The sequence below is a fragment of the Rickettsia helvetica genome (assembly GCF_963970025.1).
Lineage (GTDB): Bacteria > Pseudomonadota > Alphaproteobacteria > Rickettsiales > Rickettsiaceae > Rickettsia > Rickettsia helvetica.
The window spans coordinates 838,028-857,427 of record NZ_OZ018776.1 but is presented as its reverse complement, the minus strand read 5'-3'; the positions used below and the strand labels follow the sequence as shown (position 1 = coordinate 857,427).

Here is a 19,400-nt window from a genome sequence, read left to right as displayed (position 1 = left end):
AAAGAAAAATAGTTTTTAAGGTTAGTATGACTAATAGTATTAATGCATTAGCAATTTCTAGCGAATCAGGATTTTATAGCTACTTACAGAAAATCAATAAAATTCCTTCACTTACGCAAGAAGAAGAATTTTTATTAGCGAAATCCTATTTAGAGGAGAATGATTTACAAGCTGCACATAAATTAGTAACGAGCCATCTTAAGCTTGTTGCAAAAATTGCAAGCGGCTATAGGACTTACGGTCTTCCTATTACCGAACTGGTTTCAGAAGGTAATATAGGTTTAATGCAGGCAGTAAAAAAATTCAATCCCGAACTTGGTTTCCGCCTATCAACATATGCGATGTGGTGGATTAAAGCAGCCATACAAGAATATATATTAAAATCTTGGTCATTAGTAAAGATGGGAACAACGGCCGCACAAAAAAAATTATTTTTTAGTCTTAATAAAGTTAAGCATAAAATTACTAATTTATACTCAAGGGCTATTACTACCGATGATTTTGCACAAATAGCAGATGAGCTAGGCGTTTCGGTTAATGAAGTTTCTGAAATGAATACTAGAATTTCAGGTCCTGATTTATCGTTAAATAACTCTATAAATAGTGATGATGCAGAATCAGGAGAACTAATAGAACTATTACCAGAAACACGCCCTACTCCCGAAGCTATGGCTGTTAATAAGCAAAATTTTACCAGTAAAAGGAAGTTACTATCAAATGCTATGAAGATTTTAAACGATAGGGAACTTCATATTTTAACAGAGCGTAAATTAACGGATACTCCTAAAACTCTAGATATTCTAAGCAATGAGTATAATATTTCTAAGGAACGTATTAGACAAATAGAAAATACGGCTTTTGAAAAAATAAAGAAGTTTATTTTAAACCATAGTAGAGAAGTAGCTTAACATTCTTAATCGTCATTGCAAGCAGCCGTAGCGTAGGCCGCGTGGCAATCTCATGAAATAATGACAAACTCCTGAGATTGCTTCGTCAATTACTTACGTAATTTCCTCGCAATAACGATTTTGGTATGTCCACGCAGGCAAGCCTTCTCCCAACGATGAAGCATCAATTCAGCACACCTGACCACTCAGGATCAGAAGCATCTGCCGGTGTTATAATTTCTCTTTCATTATGACCTGTTAGATCAATTGCAAAAATTTTATTCTTTCCCGGAGCTTTAGCTCTTGAAGGCCAACCTTTAGCAAACATAATAACTCGTCCGTTAGGCGACCAACAAGGACTTTCGACTAAATATCCGCTTGTTATTATCCTTTCACTATTCTCATCATCTTGGGGGCATGCTTTCATAATTCCGATATTAAAAGTTTTTCCTCCGTCTCCTCTAGTAATCTTAGTAAATGCTATATAGTCTCCTCTAGGCGACCAGCTAGGAGCTGCGTAAGAACCACCGCCAAAACTAATACGCTGAACATCACTTCCATCCGAATTCATGATATATAATTGAGGAACACCGTTTCTATCGGAATTATACACAATTTTTTTACCGTCCGGTGAATAGCTAGGAGAGGTATTAATACCGAATCCGTCAGTTAATTTATGAAGCCGTTTAGTAGCAAGGTCAATTTCATAAATATGCGTCGAGCCGTTTTTAGCTATCGACATTACAGCTTTTCTACCGTCCGGTGAGAATCTAGGAGCAAAAGATATACCGGAAAAATCACCTACTACGCTTTCTTTGCCTGTTTTTAAATCTTTTTCATAAACGAGTGCTCTTCTTTTAGTAGCATATGAAACGTAAAAAATCTTATCCGCTGAACGAGCAAATCTTGGGGTCAAGACTAGTGATTTACCGTTGGTAAGGTATTTATTATTAGCCCCGTCATAATCCATCAAAGCAATTCTTTTTATTTTCGGTAAAGAACTACTTTCTGATACATACACTATTTTGGTGTCAAAATAACCGGCATCACCGGTAATTTTTTCATAAATTTTATCGGCAATTTTATGTGCTGCTCTTCTCCATAGATTTTCCGGTACTTCAAGAATTTCACCGGCGAGCTGTTTTTCAAGCAACGTATCCCATAATATAAAGCTAATTTTAAGTTTACCGCTTTCTAGTTTTTTAACTTCACCGTTTACTAAAAGACTAGCATTAATTTGACGCCATGCAGCAAAAAGCGGTTTATATTCTATTCCTGTCTTCTCTTCTATAAAAGATGCAGAGGAAATAGGACGGAATAACCCCGAAAGCTTTAAATCATTAGAGATAACTTTAACCACATCGTGACCTACTGCGTTATCAGTAGAACTATCAGCATTAAATTTATTTACTGCTATAGGTGTAGGGTCAGCTCGCCCATGCTCAATATTTATTGTTTCAAGTGCATAACCGGTAAAACTAAATAATAGTGATAGTATAAAATATATAATATTTCTCACTCAAAATACTCCTTTTTATAATTAACGTCATTGCGAGGAAATTGCGGCTTTGTTGTATGGCTTAAAAATCGTCATTGCAAACGAACAAAGTGAGTGCGGCAATCCAGAAAATAATTAAAAAAATTCTGTCAATTAGAATTTTTGACTGGATTGCTTCATCAAAACTTACAGTTTTTTCTCACAATGACGGTAAAAATCGAGCCACACAACAACGCCTTTGGTCACTCGCAATGACACCTTGCGAAACTACCCAAAAATCTTCATTAATTCTTCCCATTCTCTTTTAGTCATGCCGCTAGTCTCATGGGTAACTTTCTCACCTTTTATCATTCTTTTAATTACGTCCAAACCTTTACGTGAAATATTTGCTCCCTGCAAACGATATTCCTCAAAAGCTTTGTAAGTAAAAGGTACCCAAGCTTTGACTATCTCAAGCATTTTTTCGGCATAAACTCTAATTTCATATTGAGCATGAGGATCGGCACGCAACCTTAAGAAATGAAGTAAATTATGTAAATTAATCTTCCAATACCATTCAGTATAATAATTTAAAGTTAAATTCATACGGGCAAGCTCTCTTGCTATCCCTGTGGCGTTTTCATCTATAATATTACCCTCTTCATCGGCATTCATCAGCTCCTTATAATGCCCGTAGCACTGTCTAGCATCTTCCTCTAAAATTGTAAGGACCTTTTCAGCCACTTCTTTCGGCAAGCTATCCCCTTCCCTACATTGTTTATTTACGGCAGATTGGGAAGCAATATTTGCCGGTTCAGGTAGATAAAATTCATTGCCTAAAATAGAATATCTTGCCGAATATTCATTAACACTAGCCGTTCTATGCCTAATCCATTGTCTTGCAATAAATATCGGTAGTTTAATATGGAACTTGATGTCACACATCTCAAAAGGAGTGGTATGATAGTGACGAAGCAAGTAGTTTATCAGCCCTTTATCTTGGTTTAATTGCTTCGTACCCTTACCGTAAGAAACACGTGCTGCTTGTACTATAGCACTATCATCTCCCATATAGTCAATAACTCTAATAAAGCCGTGATCTAACACTTTTATAGGCTCATATAAGATTTCTTCAAGTGCCGGAACTGTTGCTCTTTTTGTGGTGTTGTGCATTCTATCCTCTGTATTCTTTAATTATCAGGTGTCATGCCGTGGCTTGTCCATGGGATGACATTTCACGACAAATAACTATATAAATTCTTACCGTTTCTTTTTAGCCATAATTTTGCCAGTTGGTATTCAGGATATATATCCTCAACTAACTGCCAAAAATTTTCGCTATGGTTCATTTCTTTTAAATGTGCCATTTCATGAGCTACTAAATATTTCAGTACTTCAAAGGGGGCAAAAACTACCCGCCAATTAAAAGCAAGATTCCCTTTGCTACAACAACTCCCCCAACGGCTAACATTTTCTATTATTCTAATATTAGAATAAGTCAAATTATGTTTTTTGGATATATTCTCTACTATTATTTTTATTTCTGCTAATAATTTCTTTTTAAGGAATACTTCTATACTAAGTGTTTTTAGTACCTTACTGCAATACACTTCTAACGTAGAATCATTTAGTTTTATCTGATTTTTAGACGAATCAATATGTATCATTTCATAAGATTTACCCAAAATAGAAATCTTATCTTCATCCTTTGGTATCACAGTTACATTACGATGTAATTTTTGCCTAACCCAATATTCTTTACTTAACAAAAAATTATGACCTTTTTCGGCTTTTACCTTAAGAGGTAATATAAGCTCTGCACCTTTAGGCGTAATTCGGATGGCTATATTTTTAGCTTTGCTACTCCTCCTTACTATAACATTTTGAGGTTCGCCGTATTTGGTAAGAGTAATAAAATCTTCCATTTAAAATCCTATATATTTGCTTGGATCAACCGCTATTTTGTTTTTACGCATCGCAAAATATAACTTATGTTCTACATGTCCGATAACACTATTTTTAGCAACTTTATCACCTTTTTTAAGTAATAAATCATCTAAACTCGCATATGCTACTTCCAAATCGTCTTTATCTAACTTAACTATTACTAAATTACCGAATTGTTTATTAAAGCCTGAATATATTACCGTTCCTGCAGCTATTGATTTAACTTCGCTATATTCTTTAGCTACAATAAATCTGTCCCTTTACTTTTACCGGCTTTAAACTCGGTAATAATTACCCCATTTAACGGTTTTACAAAGTTTAATTGTGCTATCGCTCCTTCATCTTTATCTTCATTCCGAGATACAGGAATCTCAATATCATCATTATCATCTTCTATAATTTTTGCCTTTGGTTCCTCGAGTCTACCGCTAACTTTTTCTGATGTAGAAGTATCTTCCATAGTTCTTTGAACTATCATTCCCTCATCGTGATCTAGTTCGGTAGAATTATTATTTGCAGTAACATCTCCTACTTTATACTCAATTGGAGCCGGTGGCTGATCAACGCAAGCAACTAAACAAAAACATATAACGATACTAAGTGCAACAGGATATTTCATATATTTAACAAAACTATTATTTACATTAGAAAACAAATCTTAGAGTCTATCTGTAAATAAATTTTAATTGATAATTAAAGAGCTTTTATAGCGAAAATTAATAAGATTTTTGAAGGAATAGTTATTCATATTTCAAAAAAATCTTATAATTTGTAGCAAAAAAGAATTTAATTATCAATTAAAATTTATTTACAGATAGACTCTTACATAGTATATAATTTTTATCACTATTTTCCATCAAAAAATTAACTATGAAAACTTATAATATTGTCATAGCTAGTGATCATTCAGGTTATAAGCTTAAGTCTGAAATTATCAATTATTTAGAGCAGAAATCTCTAAAGATTTATGACTGCGGAACGAATAATACACAAACCGTTGATTATCCTGATTATGCTAAGAAAGTAGTAGATATTATTATTGAAAAATTAGCTCCTATCGGTATTTTAATTAGTGATACGGGGATTGGCATGTCTATAGCTGCTAATCGTAGTTCGGAGATAAGAGCCGCTTTGTGCAATGAGATATTAACTGCCGAAAATGCTAAAGCTCATAATGATGCTAATATCTTGATACTCGGGGCAAAAACCATAGATCACAAAATAGTATTTGATATTATAGATAAGTTTTTAATCACTAAATTTGAAGGCGGCAGACATAGCACCCGCCTATCAAAGATAAAGTAGTTTTATAAATTATTAAATATTGTTAGTTCACTTGCTGCTTTATCAAAAGTAACAGTATAATTACATCCATTAAATATATTTAGCTTACCTATTAATATATCGGGAAAATCTGTTTTATAATTTTCATATTCTAAAACTGATAACCATAAGACTTGTTGATTCTCAAAACTAAATTCAACTGTACTAAATATTTCTTTTAGTACTAAAATTATTTGCTCTTTTGAATATTTATAACCTTTTTCTAATACCCAAACTAATTCACATATAACTATATTATTTATAAATATTGAATTTTCTTTACCGGAATATTTTTCTATTAATTCTATAGCTTTAATGCTTTGTACTTTATCGTCTCCGGTTAAGTAATGAATGAGAATATTTGTATCAATTCCTATCATATGAACCTTTAATAATTTCATTCATTTCATCTATAGTTAGAGTATTTTTAGGTTTTGGTAAAATATGTTTCAAGTTTTTAACTGATTTATTTATAGGTATTACCATAAAAGAATTATCTTGCACTATTAACTCTAACTTACTTCCTGTGGATAAATTTAATTTCTCTCTAATATAACTTGGAATTGTCATTTGCCCTCTATTAGTGAGAACTACAAGCTGTGTTTTCATAATGATCTAATTTAAATATTTTCAGTATAAATTAATAATGCAGCATTATAATTAATTTTCCCATAAAAATATATATTTAACTTGACGAAACATTCCTATATATTTTGATAAACCAATATATAACTTTGCTTAATATGAATCTTCAAGAATTTAAACAAAAATATAATTACGATGTTGCAACGAAAATGATGCAACAATATCTAGACATTAAATTTGCTCATTTAGATTGCTTACTACTATTTAGAATGGGTGATTTTTATGAGATGTTCTATGAGGATGCAATCTTAGCCAGCAATGTTTTAGGTATTGCCTTAACAAAAAGAGGCAAAAACGGCGAAGAAGAAGTCCCAATGTGCGGCGTACCTTATCATGCACTTGAGAATTATTTAACTAAGTTAATTGAAGAAAACTATAAGGTTGCTATTTGTGATCAACTTGAAACACCTGAAGAAGCAAAAAATAGAGGCGGTTATAAAGCGATAGTTACTAGAGATGTCACACGTATTATAACTCCAGGAACTATAATTGAAGAAAATTTAATTGCTTCAGCCAAACCTAATTATTTAGCAAGTCTCGTAATACCGAAAAATAAAGAAACAGCTAGCCTTTGTTACATTGATCTTTCTACTTCTGAAATTTTTGTAGTTAATATACCGGAAGCTGAAATTCTCAATGAACTTGCCCGTCTAAAACCTCGTGAAATTTTACTTAGCGAAAATCTAAGATCTTCTAATCTTGCGGATAATATCTTCAAACAATTAAATTTTCGTATTACCTATCAAGTTGATAGTTTTTTTGCAGTTAATAAATGTGAAAAAATCATTTTAGATTTTTATAAAATGAAAGATATTAAAGGGATTGGTGAAGTATCTAACGGTCAAATTTGTGCTATAGGTAGCATCTTAGAATATTTATCGTTAACTCAAAAACAAAATATTCCTCATTTACCGATCCCTAGAATTGTCAATTTTCATAGCTATATGACTATTGATTTTGCAACTAGACGCAACCTTGAAATTGTAACAAACTCACAAGGCAGCTCGCAAGGAAGTTTACTCAGCACCCTTAATCATACGGTTACTAAACAAGGCGGACGTTTATTATATAATTTTCTTTCAAGTCCTTTAACCGACATCCTCAAAATAAACCACCGTTTAAATATTGCCGAATTCTTTTATTCTAACTTAGAAATAGTAAAAAAAATTAGAGAACTTCTAAAAAAAACTAGTGATATAGAACGCTGCTTAACACGTATTACGATGAATAGAAGTTCAGGTCGCGATTTACTTAGTATTAAATATACTTTGGAAACAGCAACGATTATTAAAGGAGTATTTTTTGATGCTTACGGTTTTAATTTGCCTGATTTTATTGAAAAAATTATTAAATCGCTGTCAGGTAATGAAGAGTTATATAATTTAATAGACGAAACAATACGTGAAGATGCCCCGAATAATTTAAATGAAGGCGGTATAATAAGGCATGAATATCATCCGAAAGTAGCACAATTACATGATTTAATTAATAATGGGAAATTACATATTGAAAAGCTAAAAGATCAATATCGTAAAGAAACAAATATAGACAGTTTAAAAATATCTCATAATAATGTTATTGGGCTTTTTATCGATATAACTGCTAAAAATGTCAATAAAATCACCGATCCCAAATTTATTCACCGTCAAACCACAGTCAATAATGTCCGCTACACTACTACCGAATTACAAAAGCTTGAAAGCGAGTTAGTCAACGCCAAAACCTTAGTAATAAGCTTAGAAAAAGAATTATATGCGGATATTTGTAGCCAAGTAATCGCAAAAGCTTCCTATTTACGAATGCTTGCAAGCTCTTTAAGCGGACTTGATGTATTTTGTAATTTTGCTTATATCGCTGATGAATATGATTATGTTAAGCCTGAATTTACCGATGATTTAAGCTTTGATATCGTTAAAGGACGACATCCGGTAGTAGAGAAAGCACTACAGCGAGAAAGCAAAAGCTTTGTATATAATGACTGTCATTTATCGGAGCTTGAGCGTATTTGGTTAATTACCGGTCCTAATATGGCAGGTAAAAGTACTTATCTGCGTCAAAACGCCATTATCGCAATCATTGCTCAAATAGGTTCATTTGTTCCTGCAAAAAGTGCTAAAATAGGAGTAGTCGACAAAATATTTAGCCGAATAGGTGCTGCCGATGACTTAATTAAAGGTCAATCAACCTTTATGGCAGAGATGCTTGAAACCTCGGCAATTCTTGCCCAATCTACAAAGAATTCTTTAATCATCCTTGATGAGGTAGGTAGAGGTACTTCCACTTACGACGGTGTATCTATAGCTTGGTCGGTGCTTGAATATATCCATGATAAACTGAAATGTCGCTGTTTGTTTGCAACTCACTATCATGAACTTACCGTTATGAGTAATTTTTTGCCGGCTTTGCAAAATTATACTATTGCTATTGAGGAGTCAGGTAAAGATATTCTATTTTTACATAATATTATCTCAGGTGCAGCTGATAGGTCATACGGTATTCATGTTGCGGCTCTTGCCGGTCTTCCTGCGAGTGTTATAAACAGAGCTGAGCAGATTCTGCTTAAATTTGAAAAAACTTCTACAGGTAAAGGAAAAAATATCTTATCGACGGAATCAAATAATTTGAGTTTGTTTAATCTTGAACCTAATAAAACTACTATAAGCAACAAATTAGATGAAAAATTTAGAACTATCGATCCTGATAAACTATCCCCTAAAGAAGCACTTGAGTTGATTTATGAGTTGAAGAAGTTGGTTTGAGATGTCATTCCCACGAGGGGTATTGTTGCGTGGATACCAAATCGTCATTGCGAGCAGCCGTAGGCTGCGTGGCAATCCAAAAAAAATAATAAAACAATGCTAAATTTAGTATTTGTTCCTGGATTGCTGTGTCAATTACTCCGTAATTTTCCTCGCAATGACGAAAACTAGTCCACGCAACAATGCCTTCCCGCGAAAGCGGGAATCCAATAGTCTGTATTGTCCGCGACTTGATCGCGGTATCCAGTAATATTTAACTACTACAAATGTTTCTAATGGATACCGTGGTCAAGCCAAGGTATGACAGTTTGGATTCTTTCCCAACCAATATTTGCTACAGGCGAAAAAATTAGGATTAGCAAAATTTTCTTTACCGTAAGTAATTTCTTGTCCGTCGCAATCTAAAATATTACCGCCGCCGGCTTTAATTAAAGCATGACCTGCCGCTATGTCCCATTCCATAGTTTGACCGAATTTTGGATATATATCAGCTGTTCCTTCAGCAATTAAGCATAGTTTAATTGAACTACCTATTGCATTTATTTGACCGAATGAATACTTACTTAAAAATTCTTTAGTAGCTTTATTTGAATTATAAAAACCTATTACCGCATTAAGCTCTTCATGTTTAGGTTCATGATTAACAAATACTTCTTTAGAATTCTGTTCGATTTTTAACCGACCGTTTACATCGGTATAATATAGCTTTGCTGTTTCAGGGTGATATATCAAGCCGATGGTCGGAGAACCGTTTTCAATAAGCCCTATATTTAACGTATATGTACTTTTACCGTTTACATAGCTCCGTGTCCCGTCAATAGGATCGATTAACCAAAAAGTATCACTGCTTAATATAGGTAGCGGCTGTTCTTCACATACTATAGCTATTTGAGAGGTTAAGGTTCGTAGAGTTTGATAAATTATTTTACTAATTTCCTTATCGGCATTAGTGACTACTGACCCATCTGATTTAGTATCAGTCAATATTCCTGCCTTTTTTATATCTAGTGCAACCTTGCCGGTATTAATAATTAAATCTTTTAAAGCATTAATTAAATTGTCATTCATAATTATTTATTTAACATCTTTGCAGCTGTATCATCTTCTAACCACTGACCGGTATTTAAAAACGTAGATTGCTGCAACTCAGCGATTTGATGATCAGGTGACCCCGGTAACATTTGCCACCCCAAATATTCAATTCCATAATACCCTATATCAACCATACTTAAATAAGAGTCCATATTTTCTAAATCTTTTTTATTATTTGCAAAAATTACTATTTTTTTAGGTTGTTTTGGTATAATTTTTAAGAACTCTATAAGAGTTTTTACTCTATTTATATTACCGGTAAATATTATACCTAAATAAAAAATAGGGGCTCCAGCATCACTTGGATTAAATCTAAATACATCTTTATCATTAACTTTATTAGTAAAATTAATATTGAGTCCATAAAGTAAGGTATATAACCATCCTTCATAATTTTCAATTAAATTACATGGGGCCGTTATTTCCTGAAGACCTAAAACCGTTGCACCTTGCTGTTTCATCTTATTAATTAAATCTACCCATTTAGATTCAACAAGCATCATTTGACGCTGCTCTATCAATTTTGCAATAGTTTTATTAACTGATGCGTTATCCGCTGCAAGACTATATAAATATTTAGTAAAATTTATATAAGAATTATCCTGGTATCGAAATAATTTGGATTTCGGTGTTATAATAGTATTATCTATATTTATAAGTACCAGCGTATCTGCATCTATCTTCGGTAATAAATTTTTCATTGTTACCGAATCTATGGAGTAAGTAGGAATAATTTGACCGTAGCCTGCACACGAAATAACTAAGCAAAGTAAACTCAATAAAACTTTATTGATTAGACCTCTTAAATAACATATCTTATAAAGAGGAATTTGAAGGAAACACGGAAACACTTGCCGCCGCAGCGTACAAAAAAGATCGTGCAGATGCGAGTACCGGATTGACGTACAAATTACCTTTAGCAAGAGGTTATTTAAGAGGTCTACTTTTGTCATAAGGATTTTTACCTTTCGCATTATTATTCTTTAAAGGCGGATTATTTCTTTTTACTTTATTTATTTGAGGTATTAAATCACCAATGGTGTTAGTATAATATGCAGCATCCTTATTTTCCGGGGTATTTTTATTATTATAATGATAACCAATAAATAATATATTAGAACTATAACTATTAAGCTGAAATTCCATTGAGCTTAGCAATTCTACGCTACTACTAATCATTATAAAGCATTTCGGTATAAAATTCATTTGAACAAGGAAATTGATCATCATTTCCGCTTCCGATATATTATTACTTGTCAATATACCCTTATAAAATACCGGATAAGTATTAGCAAAACTGTCTAAATTATTAAAAATAATATAATTATTGTTTGGAAAACTATTTGAAAAATCAATATCGAAATTTTTCTTTAAATAATCGGCAAACCATATTTCAAATTTAGGAATATTATTAAAATTACCGGTAAAGCCATCATTTACTGCTATTATAGGGATTTTACTATTACTCATTTCATTTACAAAATTTGGAAAATCAGATTCTTGTAATTCTTTCTTATAACTATCATTAGTTAAAATCAATTGATTTATATAAATAGCTTTTGGATTTTTATTAATATTACGCAAAAGAGGAGTTAGTGTAAGATAAATATCTTCATCAATTTGTTCACCGATAGGCACTAAAGACTTAAACAAAAATTCATCTAAAACTGTTACTACTAATAAATCCTGAGGTACATAATTTTTATTATAATTTTCTTTAAAATCTTGTTTTATTTTATTTAAACTATCCACTTCTATAATCTCTGCTTTAACTAAGGAAGCAACAAGCAATAGTAAGATGAATAAAGATTTTTTAAACATTTATGGTTTCCATTTTTTTAATTTTGTCATTGCGAGGAAAATTACGAAGTAATTGACGAAGCAATCTCGGGAGAATTCCTGAGATTGCCACGCTCACTAACGTTCGCTCGCAATGACGATGTAGTCTCAGGAATGACATCAATACTATTAGTGTTACCACATCATAATGCTAATATCAATCCATATTAAACTATAATATGGTAAATATGTTTGGAAGTTTTTTTAGTTCGCTTGGCAGTGCTGTTGGAAATGCATTTGGCGGCAGCATATTTTCAAGTGTAGGAAGATTTGCCGGCAAAATGCTTGGTGAGTATTTAGATCAACTAAATCACGAACCGATATAATATGACAATATTAAAAATTTCAAAGAAAGCTTTAAATATGTAACAGCTAATTACGGTGAACCTATACAACTAATTTTTGGTACTGCAAGAGTTAACGTAAAAATAATGTGGGCAGATCAAATTAAAGAGATAGAAAATAGTACCCGTCATAAAGAATATTTCCCTTATTTTCATAACTTAAAATCCGTTACTAATTTCACTGAATATAGCTATTTCTTTTCTTTTGCAGTTAGTATTTGCGAGGGAGAGATTAATAGAGTATGGGCGGGTGATGAAGTAATAAAATTTAGGTAAGTATAATTTTAGATTATATAAAGGCTCAGAAACGCAATTACCCGATCCTTTAATTAAAACCTACCTCGGTAACGGTAAAACTCCTGCTTTTAGATCACTTAGCTATATAGTATTTGAAGAATTACCTTTAGAAGATTTCGGTGATATTATTCCGAGTTTCTCATTTGAAGTAACAAGAAAACCAAATATTTATTTACCGAATAATTATGCAAAAGTTGAAAATTTAATCAGTAGCATTAACATGATCCCGGGATCAGGCGAATTTGTTTACGATACGGCAACAATATAAAACTCAAGAAAGTTCTTACGGCGGCGTTGTGAATCACGAAACTATTAACTCTCATAATCATTATAATATTGCGGATAGCGTATTTAGTCTCAATCAGCTATAAAACACCTGCCCTAATATAAAATGGATAGCCCTTTGGTAGTTTCTTGGTTTGGCGATAGTTTAGACATAAGCTATTGCAGCATAAAGCCGGCTATAGAGTTTAACGACCCTCTAACCTCATATTCATGTACTTGGCAAGTAGGTCGTTATAATAGAGCAAATGCTAAAATTATCTCTAAAGATGAGCATGACAACCCTAATTACGGCGGCACGGTTAATGATGCTAGTTTAGTATGTTACTTAACCGAGTTAAAAAGACGTAATTTAAAAATTATGTTTTATCCAATATTTTTCATGGACTTATCAGGTAAACCGTGGCGTGGGCATGTTACAGGTTCTACAAATTCAGTAAATAATTTTTTTCATAAAGCAGACGGCTATAATAATTTCATTCTTCACTATGCAAGGCTTGTTAAAGATTATGTAGATAGCTTTATAATCGGCTCGGAGCTGATCGGCATAACTTCTATAAAAGATGCAGCCAATAATTTTCCGGCAGTAAGCGAGCTTATCAACCTTGCTCGTTTAGTAAAAGAAATAGTAGGAAGTAATGTACAAGTTACTTATGCCGCTGATTGGTCAGAATATCATCATACTAGCGGCGGGTGGTATAATTTAGACCCGTTATTTACCTCCCCTTATATTGATTTTGTCGGAATAGATGCTTATTTCCCTTTAACTCGTTCTTTAAACTCTCAGATAACTAAAGAAGAAATTATGAAAGGTTGTAACTCAGGCGAAGGGTATGATTATTATTTAGACGGCAACGGTAATAAACAGCCTCTATCTGCTCCTTATGCTTGGAAGAATGTAGGGTATTGGTAGGAAAATCATCACTAATAATCCTGACGGGAATCGAACGGCTTGGGAGCCAAAAATGAAAAAAATATGGTTTACCGAGTTTGGCTTTCCGTCAATAGATAAAGCACTAAACCAACCAAACGTATTCTTTGATCCTAAATGTACGGACGGCGGTAGCCCTAAATATTCCTCGGCAGGTACGGATTTTTCTGTACAACGCACAGCTATTAAAGGCTTCATAGAATATTGGCAAACGCAAGAATATATAGAAGAAATGTTCTTATGGATATGGGATGCACGTCCCTACCCTGCATGGCCGCATGGGAATATTTGGAGCGATAATCATTTATGGGAAACAGGACATTGGGTTAACGGCAAATTCGGCTCTTGTAGTCTTGCCGAGATAATCCTTGAGCTATCTGCTAGAAGCGGTATTGACCTACAAAAAATCGATATTTCTACTATTGACGAAGTGGTAGACGGTTTTATTTTGAATAAAATTTTATCTACAATAGATGTGATTAATTCTCTAAGAATATTTTACTTTTTTGATATGATCGCAAGCGAACGTGAAAAAATTAAATTTCTAAAGTGAGGAGCAGGTAATTTAGAGCATCTAAGCAGCGAAAGCTTAATAAAAATTTCAGATAATAGTTATTTAAAGCAAACGGAAATACCTGAAGAAAATATTATTAGCAAGCTTAGTATTAATTTTATCGATCGGTTTTAATAATTATGCTCATTCCTATTGTTATGTAAGCAATGAAACAGGTTCAAATAGTCCAACCCTTAACGTCAAAATTCCTATTATCTTATCGCTGCCTGAAATAGAAAAAATAGGAGGATTAATCTTAAAAAATGCTTCTATTGAGAGCAAGGTAATCAAATTCTTAATACCTGCACTTTTTCATGGGTTTAAGCTAGGGGATTTCTTAATACTTCATTATAACAAACTTAAATACCAAATTAGAATAGTGAATAAAGAATTACTTTCTCTAACTTCTTATGTTACAGGCGTTATAGATAATTTATCTTCTTATTATTTGCCTGCTGCAAATATTCTATCCGGTTTTGAGAAAACCATAAAGACCGAAGTTAAATGTATTATACTTGACTTACCTTTTAATGTGGTAGAGGGGCATGATCAGCCTTATCTAGCAGTTTATTTACAGAGTAATATTAATGAAGCCTTATATGTGTCTACAGAAGGCAGAGATTATACCAAAATAGCAAATTAACTAACCGGACTTTTATAGGTAGCGTAGTCGGTTTTGCTTCAGATTCTCTCACTATTAACTGTAAAAATTTTGAAATACTAGTTAATGATGATTGGAACTTAGCAGCTTTCAATCAGGAAATTATAAAATTCAAAAGATGGGAAAAATTAGATACCTATGATGATAGTTTTTTAAATGCAAGACTCTACTCATCTTGCAAATAGGATCAATCTTATAAATCCTATCACCTTTGTTACTTTTATATTTATAAGCAACTAAATTGTTATGTTCTATAACAAGTTCCGTAGCAAGAGCGGGTAGTAAATAAATCTCTTTAGGGTACGAGTCTAGAGTTGATAAAATATAACTATTACCGAATAATAATTTGCTTGCAATTAGCTCACTAAAAAAATCCGCTCCGGATTTTTCAGGATTCGGTCTTTTTAGTAAATAATGTACCGGATGGTCTGATATTATTTCTCTGGTTTTACTTTTAAGCACTTTCCACGGAACATGTCCCGCCGATTGTGCAATTAAATTAATACACCTATATACTATAACATTTTCACGATAAGCTTCTATGCCGACTCTGACTCTTTTTAAATTATCGTATGCAATGTCGTTTAGTTCAATAAAATTTTGTGATTTGGTAGTACTATTCTTCCAAAACTTTTTCCAATAATTTTTTATCATAAATCCTAATATATTTATGGCTTTTAGGAGTGGCATTATTGCATGTATCATTAAACAACGTTTTCAAGAGTATATAATGATTTGGGAGGTAGACTAAGAGAGCTTAATAAAATATTAATATTTGTTAAGTTTTGTATATAGAAATAATTAAAATTAATTTGGATCTTTTCTTTACATATATAAATAATCGTGCTATAAGAAGCAAGAAATTACCACGAAATATGGTATTTTAATATAGATAAGGGGTAAAAAATATATCACTCGTAGCACAAGAAATTTTTTCAATTATTGATGGGAATTTAGAATCAATAATCAATTTATTTCCTTTACAATATAAAAAGCAATATGATGCTATTAGCTATGTAATCAATCATTTAAATAATATTAGAATTCAACCGTAAGAATCACAAAGTTTAACTAACGAGCTCGAAGAAGAGCTAAAAGAAATAATGGAACTAACAAATACTTTTAAAGAATTAAAAAAATTAACTGAGGCCGAATTACTCCAAATGTGTGCAGAAACTGCAGAATTAATAAAAAATAATACTTTAGAAGAAATTAACACAAAAATAGAATATTTTACAAAAATATCTGAATCTGAACTTGAAAAAGAATATCAAACTAAAGTAACTGAAACTCAGCATAAAGCCATAGAACGGAAAGAACAAAGCAAAGAGGATCTTGAAAAAGCTTTGCTGTTTAGTGCATTGCTATTTAGTGAAGCAACAAAAATACAGACTTATTAAAAGTATATGAGAATAACCTAAAAGATCAAGAAAGGATCAAGACTGCTGAAGATACAAAAGCTTTAGCAGAATATCTAGAAAAAAAATACGTTCTACTTTTAAACGCTAAGAATTCTGAAGAAGAAAAACAAGAAATAATTGCTAAATATAAAAAAGAAGTGGAATCCTTAAATAAGGCAAATCGACAAAATTTATAAAACCAAGAACACGATCAAAGAACAGGAAAAGAAATAACTAATATTGAAGAACATAAGTTAGTAAAAGCAGGAATATTAACACAAGAAGAAATTGCACCATATTTAAGCTATTATGAACTTACTTAATACGCTAAGAGAATATAGTAGTATAACTGAAGATAAGAATGAAGAAGAAAGTAATGAGAGAGTTTCTCTAGTAAAAAAACTATTTGATGCTGCTCGTAACTTTTATGAGAATAATCCTGCACAAGGCTTGCAGGAGCTAATGGAAATATCTCACTAAAAAGCTAGTGATTTATTGGGACAAAACATTTTACGGCTGCTTAAAAACAGACAAATTAGTTTTATAGATGTAAATTATATAGAAGCTAGTGCATTAGACAGAATAGATAATATTGAGATTAAACCTCATTACAAATTATTAGAATGTATTATTGCTAGCGGATGCCCCTTAACCTTACAAAAACTTATAAATGACAATAAAATAGATAAATTTAAGAAAGAAGAATTAGATTTAGTAGTTGTACTTTTAAAAAAGATTCAGAGGCTTTAAGCAAAAGCCCTATTATAAAATTAAATAATGAAATAGGTAAATTATTATTAACTCCAAGTGAAAACTTAGCCTACGAACTAAAGGAACTTATACCTTTTATAAATGTACAAAACCTAGGAAATGAAGTTTTGACCATGGCAGCCTTATGTCAAGAAATAGATATAATGAAGAAAATAGAACAAGAAACTTTAACTTCCAAAATTATATTTAATGCTTTCATTTATGGCATTTACCGCAGTAATTTAGAAATAATAAACTATTTACTTTCTTTAGAAAAAACAAATATCAATGAAAAAGATACAGATAATAATACTCTTTTACATTATGCTATTATTCTAATAATCCTGAAATAGCTGAATTATTACTTAGCCATAAGGATATCAACATTCATAAAAAAATTCACACAATGAGACTCCTTTAGACTTAGCTACTAATAAACCGGAAATATTGAAATTACTAAATGACTATAAAGAGTCTCATGAAATTTCTACGGTTTCTCAAGATCAAGAGCAAGAAGTACAAATTCTAGGTGAAGATATAATTGTGACACATTTGATGGAGAGCGTAATTAATCATGCATAAGAGCGTTGTTGCATGGATACCAAATCGTCATTGCGAGCGACTAAAAGAAGCGTAGCAATCTAGAAAAAATAATAAAAAAATGCTAATTTTAGCATTTTTTACTGGATTGCTTCGTCAAAATTTTCAATTTTTCCTCGCAATGACGTTGAAAAGTGATCCACGCAACAATACTTCCGCAGGCAGGACATAAAAGGAAACACACAAACAAAATCTAATCACTAAAATTATAACTAATATTTTTTCTAGCAGAACTTATATCTTTTAAACGTTCACAAACCTTTTCAAACACTTGTTTAGGCAAGATATTTGAAGCATTAATTTGTAAAAATTTATCGTCTTTTAATTTAATCGAAAAAGAAGGTTCTTGGAATTCCGGTCCATCGATCTCTCTAGCAATTTTTATATAATAACCGATTATATGACTGTTGTAATAATCACTTTTACTAATCATTTTCTTAGCTATTTTATTAATCTGCATGTCAGTTTTAGCAGTATAAGTAACTGTAAGGGCAATACCTAGCATAAGACGCTGTCTATGACTAAAAGGAATGTCTGAAGATAATATAAATGCTGAAACAAAATTTGCTCTGAGCGTTTTATCAATATTTTTATTATATTGTGCTAGCATTATAGCGAGTTCAATAATAATAGGAGTCGTGGCATCGGAATTAATTAAAAGATATTGTACTGCTTCAATATATTTTTCAATTTTACATATATTTCTATCAAATTTTACTAATCTCTTTACCCTCTCATAAATAATATCTTTTTCTGTTTCATGAGACGGCAACGAGTCAAATCTTACTCCTTCTTTTAAACCGTAATTTGAGATAATAATTTTTTCCGGTGAAAATACCTTAATCATCGCTTTTATTACTAAAACTGCATTATAATTTATGGCTTTCTGCTCGTAATAACTCAACTTTAATTTATCGATTTGCGATAATTTCTCTAAATATAACTCAAACTCTACACGATTTATTTCAAAATTATGTAAATTTTTAAGGGGATAATTTATAGACTCCATGTATATACGGCTCATTAGACGTAATGCACCGCCGATTAAATATAAATTAGGATAATGTGCAGCTCCAAATTCCTCCTCTAGCATTTTAGTAATCAGCCCAACATCACCAAAATTGCTACTAGCAATAATTTTTGTACCAAGCGGCAATGATTTTAATTTACCGACTTTTTTATTTCCAATCTGTGCAAGCTCAAGACTTCCACCGCCAAGATCGGCTACAATACCGAAAGCATCACTAATACCGGAAATTAATCCGGCAGCAGTTAAATAAGCTTCACGTTCACCTGAGATAATTTCAATATCAATATTGAATCTCTTTTTAATTATAGCTTTGAATTCATCTGCTTTAGGATGCCCCCTAAGTATAGCTGTTGCAACACATCTAATATTAGTAACGGACAGTTTAGTAAAAATATGGATAAGATATTGTAGAGATAAATATGTTTGATGTTTTACGTCTAAATTATCTAAATTAAGTAAATTTGTAAGATAATTTCTAAATTTGTAATTAAAAATTTCCGGAGCTCCAAGCTCATCACTTTCATAAACTACAGCTCTTAAAGCATTTGAACCGATATCAATAATAGCTGAACGCATTTTTGGA

At 31.9% G+C, this 19,400-nt stretch carries 21 protein-coding genes and 3 pseudogenes; 13 read left to right on the top strand and 11 right to left on the bottom strand.

Annotated features, from left to right (window positions below; translation table 11 throughout):
• Nucleotides 1–26: 26 nt before the first annotated feature.
• Nucleotides 27–908, top strand: coding sequence for an RNA polymerase sigma factor RpoH (gene rpoH, locus AB1146_RS05125; RefSeq protein ID WP_010423447.1), 882 nt, complete (start codon nt 27–29; stop codon nt 906–908).
• A gap of 163 nt (nt 909–1,071) precedes the next feature.
• On the opposite strand, the gene tolB is transcribed toward rpoH, so the two are convergent.
• From tolB to AB1146_RS05105, 4 genes and pseudogenes are all read right to left on the bottom strand, one after another.
• Nucleotides 1,072–2,406: a Tol-Pal system beta propeller repeat protein TolB gene (gene tolB / locus AB1146_RS05120; protein ID WP_010423449.1), complete on the bottom strand. Its 1,335-nt coding sequence runs from the start codon at nt 2,404–2,406 to the stop codon at nt 1,072–1,074.
• Nucleotides 2,407–2,652: 246 nt separating this feature from the next.
• Entirely contained in the window at nt 2,653–3,537 is an 885-nt protein-coding gene (thyX, locus tag AB1146_RS05115; RefSeq protein WP_010423451.1) for an FAD-dependent thymidylate synthase, read from the bottom strand.
• 62 nt (nt 3,538–3,599) lie between these two features.
• Entirely contained in the window at nt 3,600–4,289 is a 690-nt protein-coding gene (locus AB1146_RS05110; protein WP_010423453.1) for a M48 family metallopeptidase, read from the bottom strand.
• A pseudogene (locus AB1146_RS05105) lies at nt 4,290–4,966 on the bottom strand (murein hydrolase activator EnvC family protein).
• 215 nt (nt 4,967–5,181) lie between these two features.
• On the opposite strand from AB1146_RS05105, the gene rpiB reads away from it, so the two are divergent.
• On the top strand, nt 5,182–5,616 hold the full coding sequence (gene rpiB, locus AB1146_RS05100; protein WP_010423458.1) for a ribose 5-phosphate isomerase B: 435 nt from the start codon (nt 5,182–5,184) through the stop codon (nt 5,614–5,616).
• Nucleotides 5,617–5,618: 2 nt separating this feature from the next.
• Here rpiB and AB1146_RS05095 read toward each other — a convergent pair whose 3' ends face one another.
• The gene (locus tag AB1146_RS05095; protein ID WP_040611322.1) at nt 5,619–6,014 is read right to left on the bottom strand and encodes a PIN domain-containing protein; all 396 of its coding nucleotides are present in this window, start codon (nt 6,012–6,014) and stop codon (nt 5,619–5,621) included.
• Entirely contained in the window at nt 6,001–6,243 is a 243-nt protein-coding gene (locus AB1146_RS05090; RefSeq protein WP_010423462.1) for an AbrB/MazE/SpoVT family DNA-binding domain-containing protein, read from the bottom strand. Before AB1146_RS05090 ends, AB1146_RS05095 begins: the two co-directional genes overlap by 14 nt.
• Nucleotides 6,244–6,377: 134 nt before the next feature.
• On the opposite strand from AB1146_RS05090, the gene mutS reads away from it, so the two are divergent.
• On the top strand, nt 6,378–9,038 hold the full coding sequence (gene mutS, locus AB1146_RS05085; protein ID WP_010423464.1) for a DNA mismatch repair protein MutS: 2,661 nt from the start codon (nt 6,378–6,380) through the stop codon (nt 9,036–9,038).
• A 288-nt stretch (nt 9,039–9,326) separates the two neighbouring features.
• Here the strand turns inward: mutS and AB1146_RS05080 are convergent, their stop codons facing one another.
• Together AB1146_RS05080 and AB1146_RS05075 are read right to left on the bottom strand one after the other, a co-directional pair.
• Nucleotides 9,327–10,106 (bottom strand): 3'(2'),5'-bisphosphate nucleotidase CysQ, encoded by a 780-nt coding sequence (locus AB1146_RS05080; RefSeq protein ID WP_010423465.1) that lies wholly within the window; start codon nt 10,104–10,106, stop codon nt 9,327–9,329.
• Between the two features lie 2 nt (nt 10,107–10,108).
• A complete protein-coding gene (locus AB1146_RS05075) occupies nt 10,109–10,945 on the bottom strand; it encodes a DUF2608 domain-containing protein (protein WP_198005286.1) in 837 nt (278 codons plus the stop codon).
• A gap of 2 nt (nt 10,946–10,947) precedes the next feature.
• Here AB1146_RS05075 and AB1146_RS05070 point away from each other — a divergent pair.
• Nucleotides 10,948–11,049 (top strand): annotated as a pseudogene (locus tag AB1146_RS05070) (palindromic element RPE1 domain-containing protein); the annotation flags it as partial.
• Nucleotides 11,050–11,057: 8 nt separating this feature from the next.
• On the opposite strand, the gene AB1146_RS05065 reads toward AB1146_RS05070, so the two are convergent.
• Entirely contained in the window at nt 11,058–11,951 is an 894-nt protein-coding gene (locus AB1146_RS05065; RefSeq protein WP_010423468.1) for a DUF2608 domain-containing protein, read from the bottom strand.
• 197 nt (nt 11,952–12,148) lie between these two features.
• Here AB1146_RS05065 and AB1146_RS08580 point away from each other — a divergent pair, with 197 nt between their 5' ends.
• The 5 genes from AB1146_RS08580 to AB1146_RS05040 all read left to right on the top strand — a co-directional run bounded on the left by AB1146_RS08580 (nt 12,149) and on the right by AB1146_RS05040 (nt 15,019).
• Nucleotides 12,149–12,295: a hypothetical protein gene (locus AB1146_RS08580; RefSeq protein WP_029374822.1), complete on the top strand. Its 147-nt coding sequence runs from the start codon at nt 12,149–12,151 to the stop codon at nt 12,293–12,295.
• A gap of 105 nt (nt 12,296–12,400) precedes the next feature.
• Complete coding sequence (locus AB1146_RS05055; protein WP_010423470.1) at nt 12,401–12,589, top strand: hypothetical protein; 189 nt, start codon at nt 12,401–12,403, stop codon at nt 12,587–12,589.
• Between the two features lie 412 nt (nt 12,590–13,001).
• On the top strand, nt 13,002–13,805 hold the full coding sequence (locus AB1146_RS05050) for a glycoside hydrolase TIM-barrel-like domain-containing protein (protein WP_029374823.1): 804 nt from the start codon (nt 13,002–13,004) through the stop codon (nt 13,803–13,805).
• A gap of 52 nt (nt 13,806–13,857) precedes the next feature.
• Entirely contained in the window at nt 13,858–14,376 is a 519-nt protein-coding gene (locus tag AB1146_RS05045; protein ID WP_029374824.1) for a glycoside hydrolase TIM-barrel-like domain-containing protein, read from the top strand.
• A 379-nt stretch (nt 14,377–14,755) separates the two neighbouring features.
• A complete protein-coding gene (locus tag AB1146_RS05040; RefSeq protein ID WP_010423471.1) occupies nt 14,756–15,019 on the top strand; it encodes a hypothetical protein in 264 nt (87 codons plus the stop codon).
• A 150-nt stretch (nt 15,020–15,169) separates the two neighbouring features.
• On the opposite strand, the pseudogene AB1146_RS05035 reads toward AB1146_RS05040, so the two are convergent.
• Nucleotides 15,170–15,691: pseudogene (locus AB1146_RS05035) on the bottom strand (phage portal protein); the annotation flags it as partial.
• A gap of 449 nt (nt 15,692–16,140) precedes the next feature.
• Here AB1146_RS05035 and AB1146_RS05030 point away from each other — a divergent pair.
• The 4 genes from AB1146_RS05030 to AB1146_RS05015 all read left to right on the top strand — a co-directional run bounded on the left by AB1146_RS05030 (nt 16,141) and on the right by AB1146_RS05015 (nt 17,540).
• Nucleotides 16,141–16,437: a hypothetical protein gene (locus AB1146_RS05030; protein ID WP_010423473.1), complete on the top strand. Its 297-nt coding sequence runs from the start codon at nt 16,141–16,143 to the stop codon at nt 16,435–16,437.
• Nucleotides 16,438–16,746: 309 nt separating this feature from the next.
• Nucleotides 16,747–16,917: a hypothetical protein gene (locus AB1146_RS05025; protein WP_156790190.1), complete on the top strand. Its 171-nt coding sequence runs from the start codon at nt 16,747–16,749 to the stop codon at nt 16,915–16,917.
• A gap of 15 nt (nt 16,918–16,932) precedes the next feature.
• Nucleotides 16,933–17,187 carry a hypothetical protein gene (locus AB1146_RS05020; protein ID WP_029374825.1) on the top strand — a complete coding sequence of 85 codons (255 nt, stop codon included), beginning with the start codon at nt 16,933–16,935 and terminating at the stop codon, nt 17,185–17,187.
• A 134-nt stretch (nt 17,188–17,321) separates the two neighbouring features.
• Complete coding sequence (locus AB1146_RS05015) at nt 17,322–17,540, top strand: ankyrin repeat domain-containing protein (protein WP_010423474.1); 219 nt, start codon at nt 17,322–17,324, stop codon at nt 17,538–17,540.
• A gap of 440 nt (nt 17,541–17,980) precedes the next feature.
• On the opposite strand, the gene AB1146_RS05010 is transcribed toward AB1146_RS05015, so the two are convergent.
• Entirely contained in the window at nt 17,981–19,393 is a 1,413-nt protein-coding gene (locus tag AB1146_RS05010; RefSeq protein ID WP_010423475.1) for a Ppx/GppA phosphatase family protein, read from the bottom strand.
• Nucleotides 19,394–19,400 lie beyond the last annotated feature (7 nt).

Excerpts from the sequence above, each read along its gene's own strand:
- rpoH (WP_010423447.1), top strand. The coding sequence starts at position 27 with ATGACTAATAGTATTAATGCATTAGCAATTTCTAGCGAATCAGGATTT.
- thyX (WP_010423451.1), bottom strand. The coding sequence starts at position 3,537 with ATGCACAACACCACAAAAAGAGCAACAGTTCCGGCACTTGAAGAAATC.
- AB1146_RS05110 (WP_010423453.1), bottom strand. The coding sequence starts at position 4,289 with ATGGAAGATTTTATTACTCTTACCAAATACGGCGAACCTCAAAATGTT.
- rpiB (WP_010423458.1), top strand. The coding sequence starts at position 5,182 with ATGAAAACTTATAATATTGTCATAGCTAGTGATCATTCAGGTTATAAG.
- AB1146_RS05095 (WP_040611322.1), bottom strand. The coding sequence starts at position 6,014 with ATGATAGGAATTGATACAAATATTCTCATTCATTACTTAACCGGAGAC.
- AB1146_RS05090 (WP_010423462.1), bottom strand. The coding sequence starts at position 6,243 with ATGAAAACACAGCTTGTAGTTCTCACTAATAGAGGGCAAATGACAATT.
- mutS (WP_010423464.1), top strand. The coding sequence starts at position 6,378 with ATGAATCTTCAAGAATTTAAACAAAAATATAATTACGATGTTGCAACG.
- AB1146_RS05080 (WP_010423465.1), bottom strand. The coding sequence starts at position 10,106 with ATGAATGACAATTTAATTAATGCTTTAAAAGATTTAATTATTAATACC.
- AB1146_RS05065 (WP_010423468.1), bottom strand. The coding sequence starts at position 11,951 with ATGTTTAAAAAATCTTTATTCATCTTACTATTGCTTGTTGCTTCCTTA.
- AB1146_RS08580 (WP_029374822.1), top strand. The coding sequence starts at position 12,149 with ATGGTAAATATGTTTGGAAGTTTTTTTAGTTCGCTTGGCAGTGCTGTT.
- AB1146_RS05055 (WP_010423470.1), top strand. The coding sequence starts at position 12,401 with ATGTGGGCAGATCAAATTAAAGAGATAGAAAATAGTACCCGTCATAAA.
- AB1146_RS05050 (WP_029374823.1), top strand. The coding sequence starts at position 13,002 with ATGGATAGCCCTTTGGTAGTTTCTTGGTTTGGCGATAGTTTAGACATA.
- AB1146_RS05045 (WP_029374824.1), top strand. The coding sequence starts at position 13,858 with ATGAAAAAAATATGGTTTACCGAGTTTGGCTTTCCGTCAATAGATAAA.
- AB1146_RS05030 (WP_010423473.1), top strand. The coding sequence starts at position 16,141 with ATGGAACTAACAAATACTTTTAAAGAATTAAAAAAATTAACTGAGGCC.
- AB1146_RS05025 (WP_156790190.1), top strand. The coding sequence starts at position 16,747 with ATGAACTTACTTAATACGCTAAGAGAATATAGTAGTATAACTGAAGAT.
- AB1146_RS05015 (WP_010423474.1), top strand. The coding sequence starts at position 17,322 with ATGGCAGCCTTATGTCAAGAAATAGATATAATGAAGAAAATAGAACAA.
- AB1146_RS05010 (WP_010423475.1), bottom strand. The coding sequence starts at position 19,393 with ATGCGTTCAGCTATTATTGATATCGGTTCAAATGCTTTAAGAGCTGTA.